Source organism: Massiliimalia timonensis (genome assembly GCF_900186585.1).
In the GTDB taxonomy this organism is placed as follows: domain Bacteria; phylum Bacillota; class Clostridia; order Oscillospirales; family Ruminococcaceae; genus Massiliimalia; species Massiliimalia timonensis.
The window spans coordinates 350,604-367,208 of sequence record NZ_FYDD01000004.1; the positions used below are offsets into that span (position 1 = coordinate 350,604).

At 48.6% G+C, this 16,605-nt stretch carries 14 protein-coding genes; 10 read left to right on the top strand and 4 right to left on the bottom strand.

Features of this window, described 5'->3' with window-relative positions; translation table 11 throughout:
* Nucleotides 1-27: 27 nt before the first annotated feature.
* The 3 genes from CIB36_RS09435 (at nucleotide 28) to CIB36_RS13670 (ending at nucleotide 5,887) form a co-directional block, all read left to right on the top strand.
* Nucleotides 28-1,230, top strand: a complete 1,203-nt coding sequence (locus CIB36_RS09435) for an enolase C-terminal domain-like protein (RefSeq protein WP_093989312.1) — start codon at nucleotides 28-30, stop codon at nucleotides 1,228-1,230.
* Nucleotides 1,231-1,591: 361 nt separating this feature from the next.
* On the top strand, nucleotides 1,592-4,540 hold the full coding sequence (locus CIB36_RS09440) for an acyl-CoA dehydratase activase-related protein (protein WP_093989313.1): 2,949 nt from the start codon (nucleotides 1,592-1,594) through the stop codon (nucleotides 4,538-4,540).
* Between the two features lie 24 nt (nucleotides 4,541-4,564).
* On the top strand, nucleotides 4,565-5,887 hold the full coding sequence (locus CIB36_RS13670; RefSeq protein WP_093989314.1) for a 2-hydroxyacyl-CoA dehydratase: 1,323 nt from the start codon (nucleotides 4,565-4,567) through the stop codon (nucleotides 5,885-5,887).
* A 40-nt stretch (nucleotides 5,888-5,927) separates the two neighbouring features.
* Here the strand turns inward: CIB36_RS13670 and CIB36_RS09450 are convergent, their stop codons facing one another.
* Nucleotides 5,928-6,179 carry a helix-turn-helix domain-containing protein gene (locus CIB36_RS09450; protein WP_093989315.1) on the bottom strand — a complete coding sequence of 84 codons (252 nt, stop codon included), beginning with the start codon at nucleotides 6,177-6,179 and terminating at the stop codon, nucleotides 5,928-5,930.
* 101 nt (nucleotides 6,180-6,280) lie between these two features.
* Here CIB36_RS09450 and CIB36_RS09455 point away from each other — a divergent pair, with 101 nt between their 5' ends.
* Complete coding sequence (locus CIB36_RS09455) at nucleotides 6,281-6,556, top strand: hypothetical protein (RefSeq protein WP_093989316.1); 276 nt, start codon at nucleotides 6,281-6,283, stop codon at nucleotides 6,554-6,556.
* Here CIB36_RS09455 and aac(6') read toward each other — a convergent pair.
* The gene (gene aac(6'), locus CIB36_RS09460) at nucleotides 6,548-6,985 is read right to left on the bottom strand and encodes an aminoglycoside 6'-N-acetyltransferase (RefSeq protein WP_093989317.1); all 438 of its coding nucleotides are present in this window, start codon (nucleotides 6,983-6,985) and stop codon (nucleotides 6,548-6,550) included. The genes CIB36_RS09455 and aac(6') overlap by 9 nt on opposite strands.
* A gap of 76 nt (nucleotides 6,986-7,061) precedes the next feature.
* A complete protein-coding gene (locus CIB36_RS09465) occupies nucleotides 7,062-7,649 on the bottom strand; it encodes a DUF4177 domain-containing protein (RefSeq protein WP_158662649.1) in 588 nt (195 codons plus the stop codon).
* Nucleotides 7,650-7,825: 176 nt separating this feature from the next.
* Here CIB36_RS09465 and CIB36_RS09470 point away from each other — a divergent pair, with 176 nt between their 5' ends.
* Complete coding sequence (locus CIB36_RS09470; RefSeq protein ID WP_093989319.1) at nucleotides 7,826-8,710, top strand: aldose 1-epimerase family protein; 885 nt, start codon at nucleotides 7,826-7,828, stop codon at nucleotides 8,708-8,710.
* On the opposite strand, the gene CIB36_RS09475 is transcribed toward CIB36_RS09470, so the two are convergent.
* Complete coding sequence (locus CIB36_RS09475; RefSeq protein WP_093989320.1) at nucleotides 8,683-9,204, bottom strand: SLOG family protein; 522 nt, start codon at nucleotides 9,202-9,204, stop codon at nucleotides 8,683-8,685. The genes CIB36_RS09470 and CIB36_RS09475 overlap by 28 nt on opposite strands.
* Nucleotides 9,205-9,247: 43 nt before the next feature.
* Between CIB36_RS09475 and alr the strand changes: the two genes are divergently transcribed.
* From alr to CIB36_RS09500, 5 genes are all read left to right on the top strand, one after another.
* Entirely contained in the window at nucleotides 9,248-10,429 is a 1,182-nt protein-coding gene (gene alr / locus CIB36_RS09480; protein ID WP_093989321.1) for an alanine racemase, read from the top strand.
* Between the two features lie 114 nt (nucleotides 10,430-10,543).
* A complete protein-coding gene (locus tag CIB36_RS09485) occupies nucleotides 10,544-10,840 on the top strand; it encodes a hypothetical protein (protein ID WP_093989322.1) in 297 nt (98 codons plus the stop codon).
* 57 nt (nucleotides 10,841-10,897) lie between these two features.
* Complete coding sequence (locus CIB36_RS09490; protein WP_093989323.1) at nucleotides 10,898-11,866, top strand: D-2-hydroxyacid dehydrogenase; 969 nt, start codon at nucleotides 10,898-10,900, stop codon at nucleotides 11,864-11,866.
* 79 nt (nucleotides 11,867-11,945) lie between these two features.
* A complete protein-coding gene (locus CIB36_RS09495; RefSeq protein ID WP_324612426.1) occupies nucleotides 11,946-14,165 on the top strand; it encodes an AMP-binding protein in 2,220 nt (739 codons plus the stop codon).
* Between the two features lie 269 nt (nucleotides 14,166-14,434).
* Nucleotides 14,435-16,564: a sodium-translocating pyrophosphatase gene (locus CIB36_RS09500; RefSeq protein WP_093989324.1), complete on the top strand. Its 2,130-nt coding sequence runs from the start codon at nucleotides 14,435-14,437 to the stop codon at nucleotides 16,562-16,564.
* The last annotated feature ends 41 nt before the right edge of the window (nucleotides 16,565-16,605 follow it).

Genomic DNA, 16,605 nt, shown 5'->3' on the forward strand with positions numbered 1-16,605 from the left:
AAAGCAAAAACAAGGAGGGGTTATGTGATGGGAACCGTTACTATCCGCGACGTGCGTGCGATCTGTACGGCGCCGGATGGGATCAACCTGACAGTCGTCAAGGTGGAAACTTCGGAACCGGGGCTGTACGGCTTAGGATGCGCCACCTTTGCGTATCGGACCAAGGCGGTCCGGTGTGTAGTAGAAGAATATCTGAAGCCTTTGCTGGTGGGGCGGGACGCTTCCAGGATCGAAGACCTTTGGCAACTCATGAACGTAAATGCCTACTGGCGCAATGGGCCGATCTCCAATAATGCTGTTTCCGGTGTGGACCAGGCACTGTGGGACATCAAAGGCAAGATGGCCGGTATGCCGGTTTATGAGCTTTTGGGCGGAAAGTGCCGGGAGGCGGTCCCGCTTTACCTGCATGCCGATGGAAGGGATTTTCCTGCGCTGAGCGAAAAGATCCATGCTTATTTAGAAGCCGGGGTTAGATATATCCGCTGTCAAATTGGAACCTACGGCGGTGGAAAGATGAGCGCGGCCACCCCGCCGGGTTCTCAGCCGGGGATGTATCTGGATCCGGATCAATACGCGAGGGCTACGGTTGCTTTATTTGAAAAGCTGCGCGCGGAATTTGGCTTTGAGGCGGAATTTTGTCATGATGTCCATGAACGGGTCCAGCCGGTAGAAGCGCTGCGCCTTGCAAAACAGCTGGAGCCTTACCGCCTGTTCTTTTTAGAGGATCTGCTTTCCCCGGAACAGGGCGACTGGTACCGGCTCCTGCGGCAGCAGACAGCTACCCCGATCGCGGTGGGGGAATTGTTTAACAATCCAAAAGAGTTTGATTTTTTGATCGCGAACCGGCTGATCGACTTTATCCGATGCCATACCAGCCAGTTGGGCGGCCTGACTCCGGCCAGAAAGCTTGCCGCCTTTGCGGAAGTATTTGGCGTACGCACCGCATGGCATGGCCCGGGTGATGTTTCCCCAGTGGGGCATGCAGCCAATATCCATTTAGACCTGGCAACTTCAAACCTTGGGATCCAGGAATGGACCCCGATCAGTGAAACGCTGGCAGAAGTATTTCCAGGCTGCCCGGTGCAGAAGGGTGGATACATTTACGCAAATGACCGTCCTGGCTTTGGGATCGACTTAGACGAAAAGCTGGCGGCAAAATACCCCTGTGAGCATCCGGTCACTCAATGGACCCAAACCCGTCTGGTAGACGGAACTGTGATCCATCCATAATAGCTGTTGAGATTTTCTGCTCCCTGCCGAATTGTGGCAGGGGGCAGTTTCCTCTTGCTTAAAACTACTTTTTTGGTATAATAAAAGTAGGCGGTCCACTTTCCTTAAAAATGAGACAAGCCAAAGCATACGGCAAAAAAGCTGCTTATTTCAGATTGCAATAAAGGAAATATTTGTATAGGATTGTCAATTCCGGTCAGAAAAAAGACATGAATCTGCAACAAAATGTTATTGCGCAGGAGCATACAAAAATGGTATAATAATTTAATAACATCTTAATGCGGACGAAGCCGGACAATACTGGAAAACACGGTCTGGCCCAGAAGATAAATTTGAAAAAACAGAAAGGTTAGGACTATCTATGAGTATTTCTATGGGGATTGATATTGGGTCGACTACGGCAAAGGTAGTCATTACCGAAGATGATAAAATCCTGTTCCAATGTTATGAACGCCATTTTTCACAGGTGCGGCAAAAAACATTGGAGATCATCCGCCGGGCTGAACCGATTTTGTCGGGGAAAAGCTTTTCGGCCGCGGTTTCCGGCTCTGCGGGGCTAGGCGTTGCTAAAGCGGCGGAAATTCCATTTGTACAGGAAGTATTTGCCACGGGGGAATTGGTGCGTAAAAAGGTGCCGGACACCGATGTTGTGATCGAACTGGGCGGCGAGGACGCAAAGATTTTGTTTTTTGACCGTCGAACAGGCGCTTTTGAGGAACGGATGAACGGCTCTTGTGCGGGCGGCACAGGCGCTTTTATTGACCAGATGGCAACTTTGCTTGCCGTTGCGCCGGACGAACTGGATCGATTGAGCCAGGACCATCAGTTTATTTATACGATCGCATCCCGCTGCGGGGTATTTGCGAAATCCGATATTCAGCCGCTGTTGAACCAGGGTGCCAGCAAATCTGACATTGCGGCCAGCATTTTTCAGGCAGTGGTAGATCAAACCATCACCGGGCTGGCGCAGGGACGTAAGATCCAGGGGAAGATTTTGTTTTTAGGAGGCCCGCTCCACTTTTTTAAGGGGCTTCAGGAACGGTTTGTAGAAACACTGAAACTGGGCGAGGACATGGCCGTATTCCCGGACTATGCGCTGTATGCTGTTTCTTTAGGGGCTTCGATCTATGCGGAAGAAGAGGGAACTAGCTTTGACTATCACACTTTGGTAGAAAAACTGGAGAACGCGGCGGATGAGGCTGTGACGACCCTGCGGTTAAACCCCTTGTTTGAAAGCCAGGAAGAATACGACGCTTTTGTAAAGCGGCATGAACAGGCAACGATCCCGGAAAAGGATCTTGCAGGATATACCGGCGACGCTTACATAGGGATCGATTGCGGTTCTACCACCACAAAGCTGGTGGTAGTGAGCAAGGAAAAGGATATTTTATACAGCTACTATAACTCCAATCAGGGCAATCCAGTGGAGATCGTCCGCGAACAGCTGATCCATATTTTAAAGGAATGCGGGGACCGCATCCATATCTGCGGTTCGGCTGTGACTGGTTACGGAGAGGATTTGATCCAAAACGCATTCCATGCCGACACCGGTTTGGTGGAAACCATGGCGCATTTAAAGGCAGCCAGTCATTTTAACCCAAATGTTGATTTTGTGCTGGATATCGGCGGACAGGATATCAAATGTTTTAAAATCCGCAATGGCGTGATCGACAACATTGTCTTAAATGAGGCGTGTTCCTCTGGCTGCGGCTCTTTTATTGAGACCTTTGCCAAGTCCATGGGGTATGACGCGGCCAGCTTTGCGAAACTGGGCTTGTTTGCCAAGCATCCGGTCGACCTTGGTTCCCGCTGCACTGTGTTTATGAACTCTTCGGTAAAACAAGCGCAGAAAGAGGGCGCGACGATTGAGGATATTTCTGCCGGGCTTTCGATGAGCGTGACGAAGAACGCGATCTATAAGGTGATCCGCGCGGTATCCAAAGAGGATTTAGGGACAAATATCGTTGTTCAGGGCGGTACATTTTTAAATGACGCGATCCTGCGTAGCTTTGAGATCGAGGTGGAGCAGCAGGTGATCCGCCCGTCTATTTCCGGACTGATGGGCGCGTATGGCGCTGCTTTGTATGCACAGGAACTTCGGCTGGAACAGTCGGCGCTGATGTCGCTGGAAGAGTTGGAGCACTTTACCCACACTTCTAAAACGGTGAGCTGCGGGTTATGCAACAACAACTGCAACCTGACAGTCAACACATTCAGCGGCGGGAGGAAATTCATTTCCGGGAACCGCTGTGAGAAACCACTCGGAAGAAAAGAAAATAAGGAAATCCCGAATATGTTTGCCTGGAAGCTATCCAAGCTGCGGGCGTTAAAGGGCGTTGACGGGGGAAAAGGGAAGATCGGCATCCCGATGGGGCTGAACATGTATGAGAACATCCCGTTCTGGTATGCGTTTTTGACCCGTCTTGGATTTGAAGTCGTGCTGTCTGATGTTTCTTCCCGCGCGCTTTACCGAAAGGGGCAGGACACCATTCCTTCCGATACAGTTTGCTATCCGGCTAAGCTGATGCACGGGCATATTGTCAACCTTTTGGAAAAGGGCGTGACAAGGATCTTCTACCCCTGTATGCCGTATAACTTTAACGAGAAAAAAGGGGATAACCATTACAACTGCCCAGTCGTCGCCTATTACCCCGAGCTTTTGGATGCGAATATGGAGGTGTTAAAAAACATTTCCTATGAGCATGGCTATTTTGGCCTGCATCGTCCAAAGGATTTTGAGAAAAAGGCGTATGAGTATTTCAACCGGGAGTTTGATATTCCGCGTAACCTGGTGCATCAAGCCGCAAAAGAAGCGTTCGCTGTTTATGATGCTTGGAAATGGGAAATCCGACAGGAGGGCCAGCGCGCCATCCAGTTTGCCCGGGAGCACGGCAAGAAAATCATTGTCCTGGCCGGCCGACCGTACCATATTGACCCGGAGATCAACCACGGGATTGATAAGATGATGACCTCGTTCGATTTGGTGCTGGTGACAGAGGATGCGGTGGCTCACCTTGGAAATGCCGGTAAAGTGCATGTACTGAACCAGTGGACTTATCACTCCCGTCTTTACAATGCGGCAAATTATGTGACAACTCAGCCTGACATGGAGCTGGTACAGATCGTTTCCTTTGGCTGTGGCATTGACGCGATCACCACCGACGAGGTGCGCGCGATCCTGGAAGAGAAAGGGAAGTTATATACACAGCTGAAGATCGACGAAATCAACAACTTAGGCGCGGTGAAGATCCGGATCCGCAGCCTGCTGGCGGCGATCCGGGAAAAGGAAGCGCAGCAGAAAGCCCGCTAAAAGCAAAGAAAGGAATTATCGTACATGGCACAGATCATCAGAGATGAAACAGGACGGATCCTGTTTACCCAAGAGATGAAGGAAGAATACACGATTTTGGCGCCGAACATGCTGCCGACCCACTTTAAACTGTTTAAAATGGCGTTTGCCCTGCATGGCTATAAGGTGATCCCACTGGAAACCACCGGCCGGGAGATCGTTAATGAGGGGCTGAAGAATGTACATAACGATACCTGTTATCCTGCCTTGTTGGTTATCGGGCAGTTGATCCATGCCCTGAAAAGCGGGGAATACGATCTAAATAAAACCGCCCTGCTGATCACTCAGACCGGGGGAGGCTGCCGCGCCTCCAATTATATCCATCTGTTGAGAAAGGCGCTGAAAAAATCCGGGTTTGAAGACATCCCGGTCATTTCTTTAAACCTTTCCGGGATGGAGAAAAACCCCGGCTTTAAACTGACCTTTGGGCTGATCAAAAAGCTGATCTACAGCATCGTTTACGGGGATCTATTGATGCTGCTTGCCAACCAGACCCGCCCGTATGAACTGGAAAAGGGCGCCGCGGACCGTATGGTGGATCACTGGGTCGAGGTGCTGAGCGAAGAGTACAAACAGTCGAAAAATGTAACCTACCGCCGGGTAAAAGAGAATATGCCCCGGATCTTACAGGACTTTGCAAATATTCCGGTGAACAAGACCGATAAGATCAAGGTGGGGATCGTTGGGGAAATTTATGTGAAGTTTGCCCCTTTAGGGAACAATAACTTGGAAGAATTCCTGCACGGTGAAGATGTAGAAGTAGTTGTGCCGGGACTGATGGACTTTGTGATTTTTAAGGTAGACAACCGTTTTGTTGACCCGGAGATTTACGGCGGCGGAAAATTAAAGCACCTGATTGCCGGCTGGTTTGAAAACTATCTGGTCGGCTGGCAGGATGATATGATCGCGGCTATCAAACGATTCCCGCAGTTTGACCCGCCCTCCCGGTTTCAAGATATCAAAAACCTGGTAAAGGATTATGTCGGTTACGGCAATAAAATGGGAGAAGGCTGGCTGTTGACCGGGGAAATGCTGGAACTGGTGCATTCGGGGACGCCGAATATTGTATGCACCCAGCCGTTTGGCTGCCTGCCCAACCATGTTGCCGGAAAGGGCATGATGCGCAAGATCAAGGAATATAACCCGACTGCAAACATTGTTGCGATCGACTATGACCCCGGCGCTACGGCGATCAATCAGGAGAACCGGATCAAGCTGATGATTGCAAATGCCAGAAGGATGAAAAAAATGGTACAGTATAATGAACTTGTCGAAATTAAGGGAAAAATGACGAATTCTGCGATGTAAAAAATCAAAAAAGCCCTCTGTGATTTTACAGAGGGCTTTTTTATAGAGTTTCAATTTCTCCCATTAAGTCATTTGGCTCGGTATGAAGCACGCGGCATAAACAGAAAAGTTCATAATCCGTAACCATTCTTGAATTGTTTTCGATTTTGCTGATCATCTGTTGATCGATGTTGACGTTCATTACTTGAAGTTTTGCCGCAAGCTCTTCTTGGGAAAGGCCACGCTCCTTACGAATTTTCTTCAGATGATCGTGAATAATGTTTTTGTTTTTTCCAAACAGGATCTTTCTCATTCATCACCACATCATTTACCCGGATTAACGTACTATGTGATTGACTTTACCACGATATTCGGGATATAATACGTTACATAAACGTATTGTGGAGTGATTTTATGATTTTAATTCAGGAAATTGAAAAAACTTTTCCGAATATTGAAAGATTTTTTACCGATCAAGAATTATATGCATTTCAACATTGCAGTTATCATGAATTGGAGCTTTATGATATCGGATTAGGCTCTTTGATTGAAACACAGCTATTACAAGCAGATAAAGAGCTTATGGGTACATTTGCAGCGTATCAAATCGACCAGCTGCAGGATATGAAGCGGATGATCCTTCGGCTTTTTTGGCTGCATTTGCAGGAACGAGAAGACACGTTATTTTAGCGGCTTGGTAAAACAGATGACGCGGTTTACCTCTGTAAAACCAACGCTTTTGTGAAAAAGAAAGCTGTTAGCATTGCCCAATTCGCAGTCACTGGCGAATTCCCGGCATCCCATTTCCATAGCCCAGGTCTCGCATGCCTGCAGCAGTTTTTTCGCATATCCCCTGTGCCGAAATTCCGGCTTTACAAAAATCCCTTCTAAATATCCGACCGGGCTGCTTTTTGTCCCCTCCACATAATCATGCCGCAGCTGGCACTGCGCAAATCCGATCTCCTCCCCTTCGCAAAGCGCCAGGAATAGGCTGGCCTCTTCCTGAGAAAGCAGCTCCGAATACTCGGCCTCCATCTCTGCGGCAGAATGGCCATTCCACAAGCATACGGCCAGCCGGGCCAATACAGGGACATCTTCTTTCGCTGCGGTTTTTATCATAGGATCAAATCCTTTCTTCAAATAGTATGTTCATATTAGTGCGCAGCCCTGCCAAGCATTTGGCAGGGCTGAATGGTTAGTTCTCTCTTTGACGTTCAAAAATCAGGAGCAGTTCGTCACGGGATTCAGAGCCGACTACATTTGTGATTTGGTTGACAGAGGTTGTTTTTAAGCGCCATCCTCTGGAGGAATGGTCGTTTAAAATATCCTGCAGGGCTTCACTGCTGGTTCTTCCCATCCAGAACGTATCTTTCAGTGTGACCACTTTATATTCAAACAAAGTGACCGGCTTGGTGCGTTCCTGCAGCAGGGAATAAATCAAATAGGTTTGTAGATCCTCATCGCTGATATGATCTAATGAATTTTTGGAATAAGAGTGGGTCACCTGCTTATAGGGAACACCATTTTCGTCTGTTTGGTATGAGATATAGCAGTGACGGGCGGCGATTTCAAAGTTTTCCTGTGTTAGTTCATAGCTATTGTTTTTTAAATAATGGAACACTTCCTGTTTGGAATAATAATTCCCTTCGGGGGTATGAACAAGATCCTGTTCTTGATATAGCTTCGATAAGGGAACCGAAACCATTTCCTCCACCTGTACCTCGGTGGTCAGACGGGAGGCTTTTAAGTACTGCATGATCTCGTTTTTTAATACTTGATCCATAAAAGTCACACACCTTTCTGTTTTGTCAATAAGAATCAGGAAAACTGCTGTTGCTATATTAAGGGGGGACCCTGTGACGACCGCCATTCTTTTACTTGTATCTGCGGGGAGGATGGTCTATAATAAACAAGAGAGCGTTTTAAGCGCAATTCCCTTGAGAAAGGCGGCAATGAAGAATGGAAATCACAATATTAAGCAGATCCTGCTCTGCAGTGATAGACACCCGTGGAGCAGAATTAAAATCCTTCCGTGATGTCACGGGAGATGAATATATGTGGCAGGCCGACCCAGCGTATTGGGCAAAAACCTCGCCGGTACTGTTCCCAAATGTGGGAGTCTTAAGCGGAAATAAAGCGAATATCGGCGGGAAAGATTATCCGCTGCGCCGTCATGGGTTTGCACGGGATATGGAATTTAAAGTGATGTATCAGGAACGCGACCGGGCGGTGTTCTGCTTGAGCTCCAACGAGCAGACCCTTCAGGAATACCCGTTCCCGTTCATGCTGCGGCTAACCTATCACATTACTGACTGTGCGGTAGAGATCCAGTATGATGTGATGAATACTGGGGAGCAAACGATGTTTTATAAGATCGGCGCCCATCCGGCATTCCAGTGCCCGGTGACAGAGGGGGACCGGTTTGAAAATTACCAGATCGTGTTTCCAGAGCCGGAAACAGCCGACTGTCCTGTTATGGATCTTGAAACCCAGCGGTTTTCTTCTGAAAACCGCGTTCCCTTTCTGAAAAATGAGCGGAAATTCCGTTTGGATTATCATTTCTTTGACAGAGATGCATTGATCTTCGACCAACTGAAATCCCGCAGTGTCTCCTTGGAAAGCATTTTGACCGGGCGGGGCGTACAACTGGATTTTGAGGGATTTGATACCCTTGGCGTCTGGTCGCCTGCTCAAAAGGAGGCGCCGTTTGTCTGCCTAGAGCCATGGGCAGGGTGCGCGGTGGATTATCCGGAGGAGGACGGAACCTTTGAAAGGATGCACGGAATCCAGCAGGTAGAGCCAACGGAGATGAAGCACTACCGGATGAAGATTTCGTTATTGTAAAGCAGAGAAATAACAGGCTTGTTCTTTTTGCGGGCATAACGGATGGTGCTGGCAGTCCCGCCGCGCTCCGTTTCCTGTGCCATCACGGCAATCACCAAATCGCTGTGGTCCACCATATAACGGTTTCGCCGGTGGTAGCAGTCTGGGGAATAGGCGGGGGAGATCAAAACCCGTTTGGAATGGTCGTAAAGATAATTATAGCGTGAGATCCAGGAATCAGCCCAGTAATAAGGCTGGCGGGGAAAGGGAATGACACAGATAAGCTGTATTTCGGGAAAATCTGCTTTTAATGACAAAACGGTTTCCCCGGCAAGAATATCAACACCCCGCGCCATGCCGCAGTAAAAGGTGGTATAGCCCTGCTGGACAGCTTGCAGCGTTTCCCGCTTCAGCAGCATTTTTAGCTTCGGTTCCAGTTTTTTAAATTCGCGGGAATCAGAACAGAATGATTCCGGACGCTGCCCGGTAAAACAGGCTGATTTTTCTTGCTGCATCGCATATCCCCCTGATGTCAGTTTTATAAAAAGGAGTAAAGATATGACCAACTTTATTCACCGTACATGGTGTGAAGTGAACTTAGATCATGTTCAGTATAACATAGATTTGATACAAAAAACAGCCCAAAAACAGATTATTGCCGTAGTAAAGGCGGATGCTTATGGACACGGGGACAAATATGTCTGCCGTGAGCTGGTACGGTCTGGGGTGGAGTGGTTTGCAGTTTCGGGGATCACCGAAGCGATGGCGCTCCGGGAACAGGGCTTTACACAAAATATCCTTGTTTTGGGGTATACGCCGGCAGAAAACGCCGGGCTTTTGAGCCGGCACCGGATCACGCAGGCAGTCTACGATATGGATTATGCCATCGCTTTGAATGAAGCGTTGAAAAGCCGCGGGGAACAGATCGACGTGCACGTCAAGGTGGATACCGGGATGCACCGGATCGGCTTTTTGCAGAATAACGCGCACCATGCGGCAGAGGAAATTTTGCAGGTGGCAAAAATGCCGTCTTTTTTTGTCAAAGGGATCTTTACCCATTTTTGCCATTCGGACAGCTATGACGCCGACGCAGTTAACTATACCAAACGGCAGATGGAATATCTAGATGCGGCGGTACGGGAATGCCGAGAACAGGGGCTTGTCTTTGAGATGATCCATGCCCAGAACAGTGCCGGGATCGCAAGCTATCAAAATGAAAACTATAATTATGCCCGCGCTGGTATTATTCTGTATGGGTTGGCTCCGAGTGATGAGATGGAAGACGCAATGGCTTTGCGGACGGTGATGTCATGGAAAGCGGCGGTCTCCATGGTAAAGACAGTGGCGCCGGGCAGCGCAATCAGCTATGGACGCACCTTTGTTACAGAGCGCGCCATGAAAATAGCCACGGTAACCGTTGGATATGCGGATGGATACAGCCGTTCTTTTTCTTCCCGTGCAGAGGTATTGATACACGGAAAGCGCTGCCGGGTACTGGGCAGGGTATGTATGGACCAGATGATGGTTGATGTGACCGGGGTGCCGGATGTGAAGATTGGAGATACCGCGGTCTTAATGGGGAAAGACGGCGAACAGGAGATTACCGCCGATGAGCTGGCACGTCTTCAGGGTACGATCAATTATGAGATCGTTTGTGGAATCAGCCGCCGTGTGCCCCGGATCTATTACCGGGCAGGGGAAACGGTAGGGGTGGAGGACTACCTATTAGGAGAAAGATGATCTCTTTTGTTTCCCGGAAAGGCAGGGAAAAATTTCATAAAATGCTCATTTCTCGGTCAGAGAATTGTGGTATGATAAGAATGAAAAAAATGTAATTTTGAGGAAGGGTGTTCAATGAATCTCTGGTTTCACCTGTTGTTTGGACTGCTGGTCATTGTATTTTTTTTATGGGAATACCTGCGCAAACGCCGTTTATACCAGCTGGTATTTGCGGTGTGGGTGGCTTCTACCTATTTGACCTATGTATCCAGCGCCAAGTGGTATCAGACAGGATTAGGTATTTTGGAATTGCTGCTGTGTCTTTTTGCTTTGTTCTCGCTGTGGCGCGCCCGCAGGCAGGACCAGAAACAGCAGCGGGAAAAAGCTCCATATCAAGAGGAAGAACCGGGTTCGGAACAGTCGCACGAATGATTTTAAGAGGCTTTGTCTTGAACGGCAAGGCCTTTTATTATAGAGGAGGAATTATTGATGAAATTGGTTATTTTAGATACCTACGCCTCTACTGGCAAAGAGCTGGATTACCATCACTTTGCCGATCTGGCGGAGGTCACCTGCTATGACCGCACCCCTTATGACCAGATTGCTAAGCGTATTGGGGACGCAGAACTGGTCATTACCAATAAATGTATGTTGGACCGTACGGTACTGGAGCAATGTCCCAATGTAAAATACATCGGGATCATTGCAACGGGATATAACAATGTGGACCTGCCTTTTGCTGCGCAGCGGGGGATAACGGTGACCAATGTACCGGCTTATTCTACCAAAGGGGTGGCACAACTGGTATTTGCATACATTCTGGATGCCTATAGTATGGTACGCGAACATGATGACCGGGTCCATCATGGAGAATGGGAAAACTGTCCCGACTTTTGCTTTTATGATGACCGGCTTCAGGAGTTAGATGGAAAGACGATCGGGGTCGTTGGCTTTGGAAGCATCGCCAAACGGGTCGCTTTCCTAGCCCATGCGTTTGATATGAAGGTCTTGGTCCACACCCGGACAGTCCGGGAGAAAGATCAGAAAGAATACCCGTATGTCACGTTTACCGGTGTGGACGAGCTGTTTATGAAAAGCGATATTTTGACCATCCACTGCCCGCTGACGGAACAGACTCAGGGCTTGGTTGACAGAAAGCATCTGGAGATGATGAAGCCAAGCGCAGTGCTGATCAATACAGCGCGCGGTCCGATCGTTGAGGAACAGGATTTAGCAGATGCGCTCAACAGCGGTGTGATCCGCAAGGCATATGCCGATGTGGTATCTGCTGAACCGATCCACGGGGACAACCCCCTTCTGGGTGCAAAAAATATGGTGATCACCCCCCACATTGCATGGGCATGTTATGAAACAAGGGTCAGGCTGATCGAGGTCGTTTATCAGAACCTGAAGCATTATCTGGCGGGAACCCCTGTAAATGTTGTAAACCAGAAGTAAAACCAGGAAAGGAGCAAAAGCTTTGAATCAGAAAGAAGAGCTGAAAGCAGTCGCCGGCCGCTTAAAAGGCCTGCGGGAGATGTCGCATATCTCAATAGAAACGATGGCAAAGGTGACACAACTCACGCCGGAAGAATATCAGGAATGTGAAAGCGGCACCAAGGATTTGACCTTTGCATTTTTATATACTTGTGCAAATCATCTGGGGGTCGACGTTGGGGAGATCATCACAGGGGTCACCCCAAGGCTGGCTACCTATACTGTTTGCCGTGCCGGTGATGGGATGCCGGTAAAACGCCGGGAAGGATTCCAGTATTTCCACCTAGCTTCCGCATTGAAAAAGCGTTTGGCGGAGCCATGTCTGGTTAAGGTCAAATATGATGAGCAGATGGAAAAAACACCGGTTTCGCTGACCGCCCATGCGGGACAAGAGCTGGATTATGTCCTAAAAGGCACGCTGCGGATCAAAGTTGGCGGACATGTAGAGATCTTAAAGGCGGGAGACAGCATATATTTTGATGCTTCTAAACCACATGGCATGGTCGCGATCGGCGGGGAAGACTGTGAATTTTTGGCGATCGGCATGAGGGGCGGAAACGACTCATACGACCAGCCAAAAGCGATCGACGATGAAGATGATGTGACGATCCGTACCCGTGACCAGCTATTATATAAAGATTATGTTGAAGAAACCTTAGACCAGAGCGGGCAACTGGTTGATATCAAATTCCATATTCCGGACCATTTTAACTTTGGATATGATGTTGTGGACAAGCTGGCGCAGAAGAATCCGAACAAGCTGGCAATGGTTTGGGAATCCAATGACCATGAGGTAAAAAATTTTACATTTGGGGATATTTCCCGGTATTCTTCCATGGTGGCGAACTATTTGACCGATCTTGGTGTCAAAAAAGGGGACCGGGTGATGCTGGTACTGAAACGGCACTATGAATTTTGGTTTGCCATTACTGCCCTGCACAAGATCGGGGCGATCGTGATCCCGGCAACGAACCAGTTGACCCAAAAGGATCTGACCTATCGGTTCAATGCGGCGGGAGTGAAGGCGATCCTTTGTACCTCTGACGGGGAGGTTTCTTACGCGGCGGAAGAGGCGTTTGCTGAATCGCCGACTGTAGAGATCAAAATACTGCTGCACGAAAAACGGGAGGGCTGGCTGGACTTTGAAGAAGCCTACACCAAATCGGATCATTTTGAACGGGCAGACACCCTTAAAACCGACCCCATGCTCATGTATTTTACCTCTGGCACCACGGGCTATCCCAAAATTGCTACTCATGACTTTACTTATCCGATCGGCCATATCGTAACGGCGCGCTGGTGGCATAATGTCGACCCTGATGGCCTGCATTTTGCGATCTCTGATACAGGCTGGGGAAAAGCGGTATGGGGGAAGATTTACGGACAATGGCTGTGCGAGGCGGCTATTTTTACCTACGACTTTGACCGTTTCCATGCCGACGACATTTTGCAGATGTTTGCAAAACACCATATCACGACTTTCTGTGCGCCGCCCACTATGTACCGGATGTTTATTAAAGAGGACTTGTCGAAATATGACCTTTCCTCTCTGGAATACAGCTGTACGGCTGGGGAGGCGTTGAACCCGGAGGTTTACAACCAGTGGCTGGCTAACACCGGTTTGAAGATCATGGAGGGATTTGGGCAGACTGAATCCACCTTGATTTTGGGAAATCTGGTAGGAAGCGAGAACAAAGTCGGTTCTATGGGCCGGCCGAACCCACAGTACGAGGTGTATTTAGTTGACAGTAAAGGCGAGCCGGTATATCCGGGCGAGGTAGGCGAGATCGTTTTACGTACGAAAAAGGGACGTCCCTGCGGTATGTTCTGCGGTTATTACCGGAATAAACAGCTTACCGAAGAGGTGTGGCATGACGACCTTTACCATACTGGCGACACGGCTTGGTGCGATGAGGAAGGATATTTTTGGTATGTGGGACGTACGGATGACATCATCAAGTCTTCCGGCTACCGGATCGGGCCGTTCGAGATTGAAAGCGTCTTGATGGAGTTGCCATATGTCTTAGAATGCGCTATTACCGGTGTTCCAGACCCAGTTCGCGGACAGGTCGTCAAAGCGACGATCGTGCTGACAAGGGGCTCGGTTCCATCAGAAGAACTGAAAGTAGAGATACAACGGTATGTCAAAGAACGCACTGCGCCTTATAAATATCCGCGCGTTGTAGAGTTTGTAGACGAACTTCCTAAAACGATCAGCGGAAAGATTCGGCGTGTAGAACTACGGGAAAAACATTCATAAGAAATGTATAAACAGCGACTACTGCAAAGAAAAACCGTCCCAAAAGGACGGTTTTTCTTTGTTCTACTTTGACAAAAACATATCAATTTTTCTGTATTTTTTACACATTCTTGACATAATATGAAAAGCATTGACTTTTTGAACAACTTTTTTGCAAAGAATTATTCATAGTCACAGTTTTTTTCAGATTCCCCAAAAGATTAGTTGTTCCGACATTTAGAAAATGGTATAATTTGTTACGAAAGTTTAAAGAAGGGAGTTTCTATATCATGAATTACATCACCTATCTGGCTCCTGTTGGCGCTGTGATCGCTTTGCTGTTTGCATTTTATCTTGCAAAAAAAGTGCTCCGTGCTGACGAGGGAACAGAGCTCATGAAAAAAATCTCGATGTCGGTCAGAAAAGGCGCAAATGCCTACCTGAAACGGCAGTACACAGGGGTAGCAGGTTTCTTTGCGGTCCTGTTTGTAGTGCTGATCGTTATGGCCGCGTTCGGATTTTTGACCTGGTTCGTACCATTTGCCTTTTTAACAGGGGGCTTCTTCTCCGGGCTGTCTGGCTTTATCGGCATGAAGATTGCGACGGCTTCCAATGCAAGAACGGCAAACGCTGCACAGAAGAGCCTGAATACCGGGCTGCGCGTCGCGTTTTCTGCCGGCGGCGTTATGGGCTTCGTCGTTGTTGGCCTGGGGCTTTTTGATATTTCTTTCTGGTATTTTTTCTTAAAATGGTGGTTCTCCAATCCGGATCATTTGGTTATTGCGGCCGGACAGACCTTGGAAGCTGCTCAAATTCAGGCGATCACCTCTGCCATGCTGACCTTTGGCATGGGGGCTTCTTCTATGGCGCTGTTTGCCCGTGTAGGCGGCGGTATCTTTACCAAAGCAGCTGACGTTGGCGCTGACCTGGTCGGTAAAGTAGAAGCTGGCATTCCGGAAGACGACCCGAGAAACCCGGCTGTTATTGCGGACAACGTGGGCGACAACGTAGGCGACGTTGCTGGCATGGGTGCAGACCTGTATGAATCTTATGTTGGCTCTATTATCTCTACAGGGGCTTTAGCGGTTGCCGCTGGCATGGGCTTCTCTGGGGTAACGATCCCAATGGTCATGGCAGCGATCGGAATTATTGCCTCAATCATCGGCACATTTTTTGTTCAAACCAAAGAGGGCGCTTCTCAGAAGAACCTTCTTTCCGCATTGCGCCGTGGTACTTGGATCAGTGCGGCTTTGGTAGCAGTTATTGCATTTCCGCTGATCTACTTTGTATTAGGTTCTGACAAGATCGGGCTTTACGTCGCGATTATCTGCGGACTGTTAGCTGGAGTGTTAATTGGCTTCTTTACAGAATACTATACCTCTGATACCTACAAGCCGACCCAAAAATTATCTGCGACCTCTGAAACTGGTCCGGCAACGATCATTATCGGCGGCTTGTCTTTGGGGATGCGCTCTACAGCAATCCCGGTTATTATCGTTGGCGTGGCAGTGCTGATCAGCTACTTTGTATCCGGCGGCGGCGACGACTTTAACATGGGCCTATACGGAATCGGCCTTTCCGCCGTTGGAATGCTTTCTACCCTTGGCATTACCTTAGCGACTGACGCTTATGGTCCGGTCGCGGACAACGCCGGCGGTATTGCGGAAATGGCTGGTCTTGGAGAAGAGGTCCGGGAACGTACCGACGCGCTTGATTCCTTGGGGAATACAACAGCTGCAACCGGAAAAGGCTTTGCGATTGGTTCCGCCGCGTTAACGGCGCTGGCGTTGATCGCCTCCTACTTGGCGGAGATCAAGGTTATTGATCCAGAATATTTTGCTAATTTGAACCTGAATATTACCAATCCGGCTGTTTTAATTGGGCTGTTTATCGGCGGTATGCTGCCGTTTTTGTTCGCCGCTTTGACAATGGAAGCAGTGGGCCGTGCGGCGCAGGGCATTGTTATGGAGGTTCGCCGTCAGTTTAGGGAAATCACCGGACTGATGGAAGGGAAAGCAGAACCGGATTATGCAAGCTGTGTAGATATTTGCACAAAATCCGCGCAGAAAGAAATGATCATGCCGGCGATCTTGGCGGTCGTTGTTCCGATCGTTGTTGGTTTGATCCTCGGTGTGGCGGGTGTTGCTGGGATGCTGGCCGGCGCTACCGTTTCTGGGTTTATTTTGGCTGTTATGATGGCTAACTCCGGCGGTGCATGGGACAATGCGAAAAAATATATTGAAGCTGGAAAACATGGTGGAAAGGGCAGTGATGCTCATAAAGCGGCAGTTGTCGGCGATACTGTCGGCGACCCGTTTAAAGACACCTCTGGCCCGGCGATCAATATTTTGATCAAACTCTTATCAATGGTATCGATTGTATTTGCCAATGTAATTCTGGCATTCTCTTTGATTCGATAAACGTGCAAAAATAACGCCGCTTTTATTAAAAGCGGCGTTAT

Bases quoted from the DNA above. Each gene is read 5' to 3' on its own strand.
- CIB36_RS09435 (WP_093989312.1), top strand. From the start codon at position 28: ATGGGAACCGTTACTATCCGCGACGTGCGTGCGATCTGTACGGCGCCG.
- CIB36_RS09440 (WP_093989313.1), top strand. From the start codon at position 1,592: ATGAGTATTTCTATGGGGATTGATATTGGGTCGACTACGGCAAAGGTA.
- CIB36_RS13670 (WP_093989314.1), top strand. From the start codon at position 4,565: ATGGCACAGATCATCAGAGATGAAACAGGACGGATCCTGTTTACCCAA.
- CIB36_RS09450 (WP_093989315.1), bottom strand. From the start codon at position 6,179: ATGAGAAAGATCCTGTTTGGAAAAAACAAAAACATTATTCACGATCAT.
- CIB36_RS09455 (WP_093989316.1), top strand. From the start codon at position 6,281: ATGATTTTAATTCAGGAAATTGAAAAAACTTTTCCGAATATTGAAAGA.
- CIB36_RS09465 (WP_158662649.1), bottom strand. From the start codon at position 7,649: ATGGATCAAGTATTAAAAAACGAGATCATGCAGTACTTAAAAGCCTCC.
- CIB36_RS09470 (WP_093989319.1), top strand. From the start codon at position 7,826: ATGGAAATCACAATATTAAGCAGATCCTGCTCTGCAGTGATAGACACC.
- CIB36_RS09475 (WP_093989320.1), bottom strand. From the start codon at position 9,204: ATGCAGCAAGAAAAATCAGCCTGTTTTACCGGGCAGCGTCCGGAATCA.
- alr (WP_093989321.1), top strand. From the start codon at position 9,248: ATGACCAACTTTATTCACCGTACATGGTGTGAAGTGAACTTAGATCAT.
- CIB36_RS09485 (WP_093989322.1), top strand. From the start codon at position 10,544: ATGAATCTCTGGTTTCACCTGTTGTTTGGACTGCTGGTCATTGTATTT.
- CIB36_RS09490 (WP_093989323.1), top strand. From the start codon at position 10,898: ATGAAATTGGTTATTTTAGATACCTACGCCTCTACTGGCAAAGAGCTG.
- CIB36_RS09495 (WP_324612426.1), top strand. From the start codon at position 11,946: ATGTCGCATATCTCAATAGAAACGATGGCAAAGGTGACACAACTCACG.
- CIB36_RS09500 (WP_093989324.1), top strand. From the start codon at position 14,435: ATGAATTACATCACCTATCTGGCTCCTGTTGGCGCTGTGATCGCTTTG.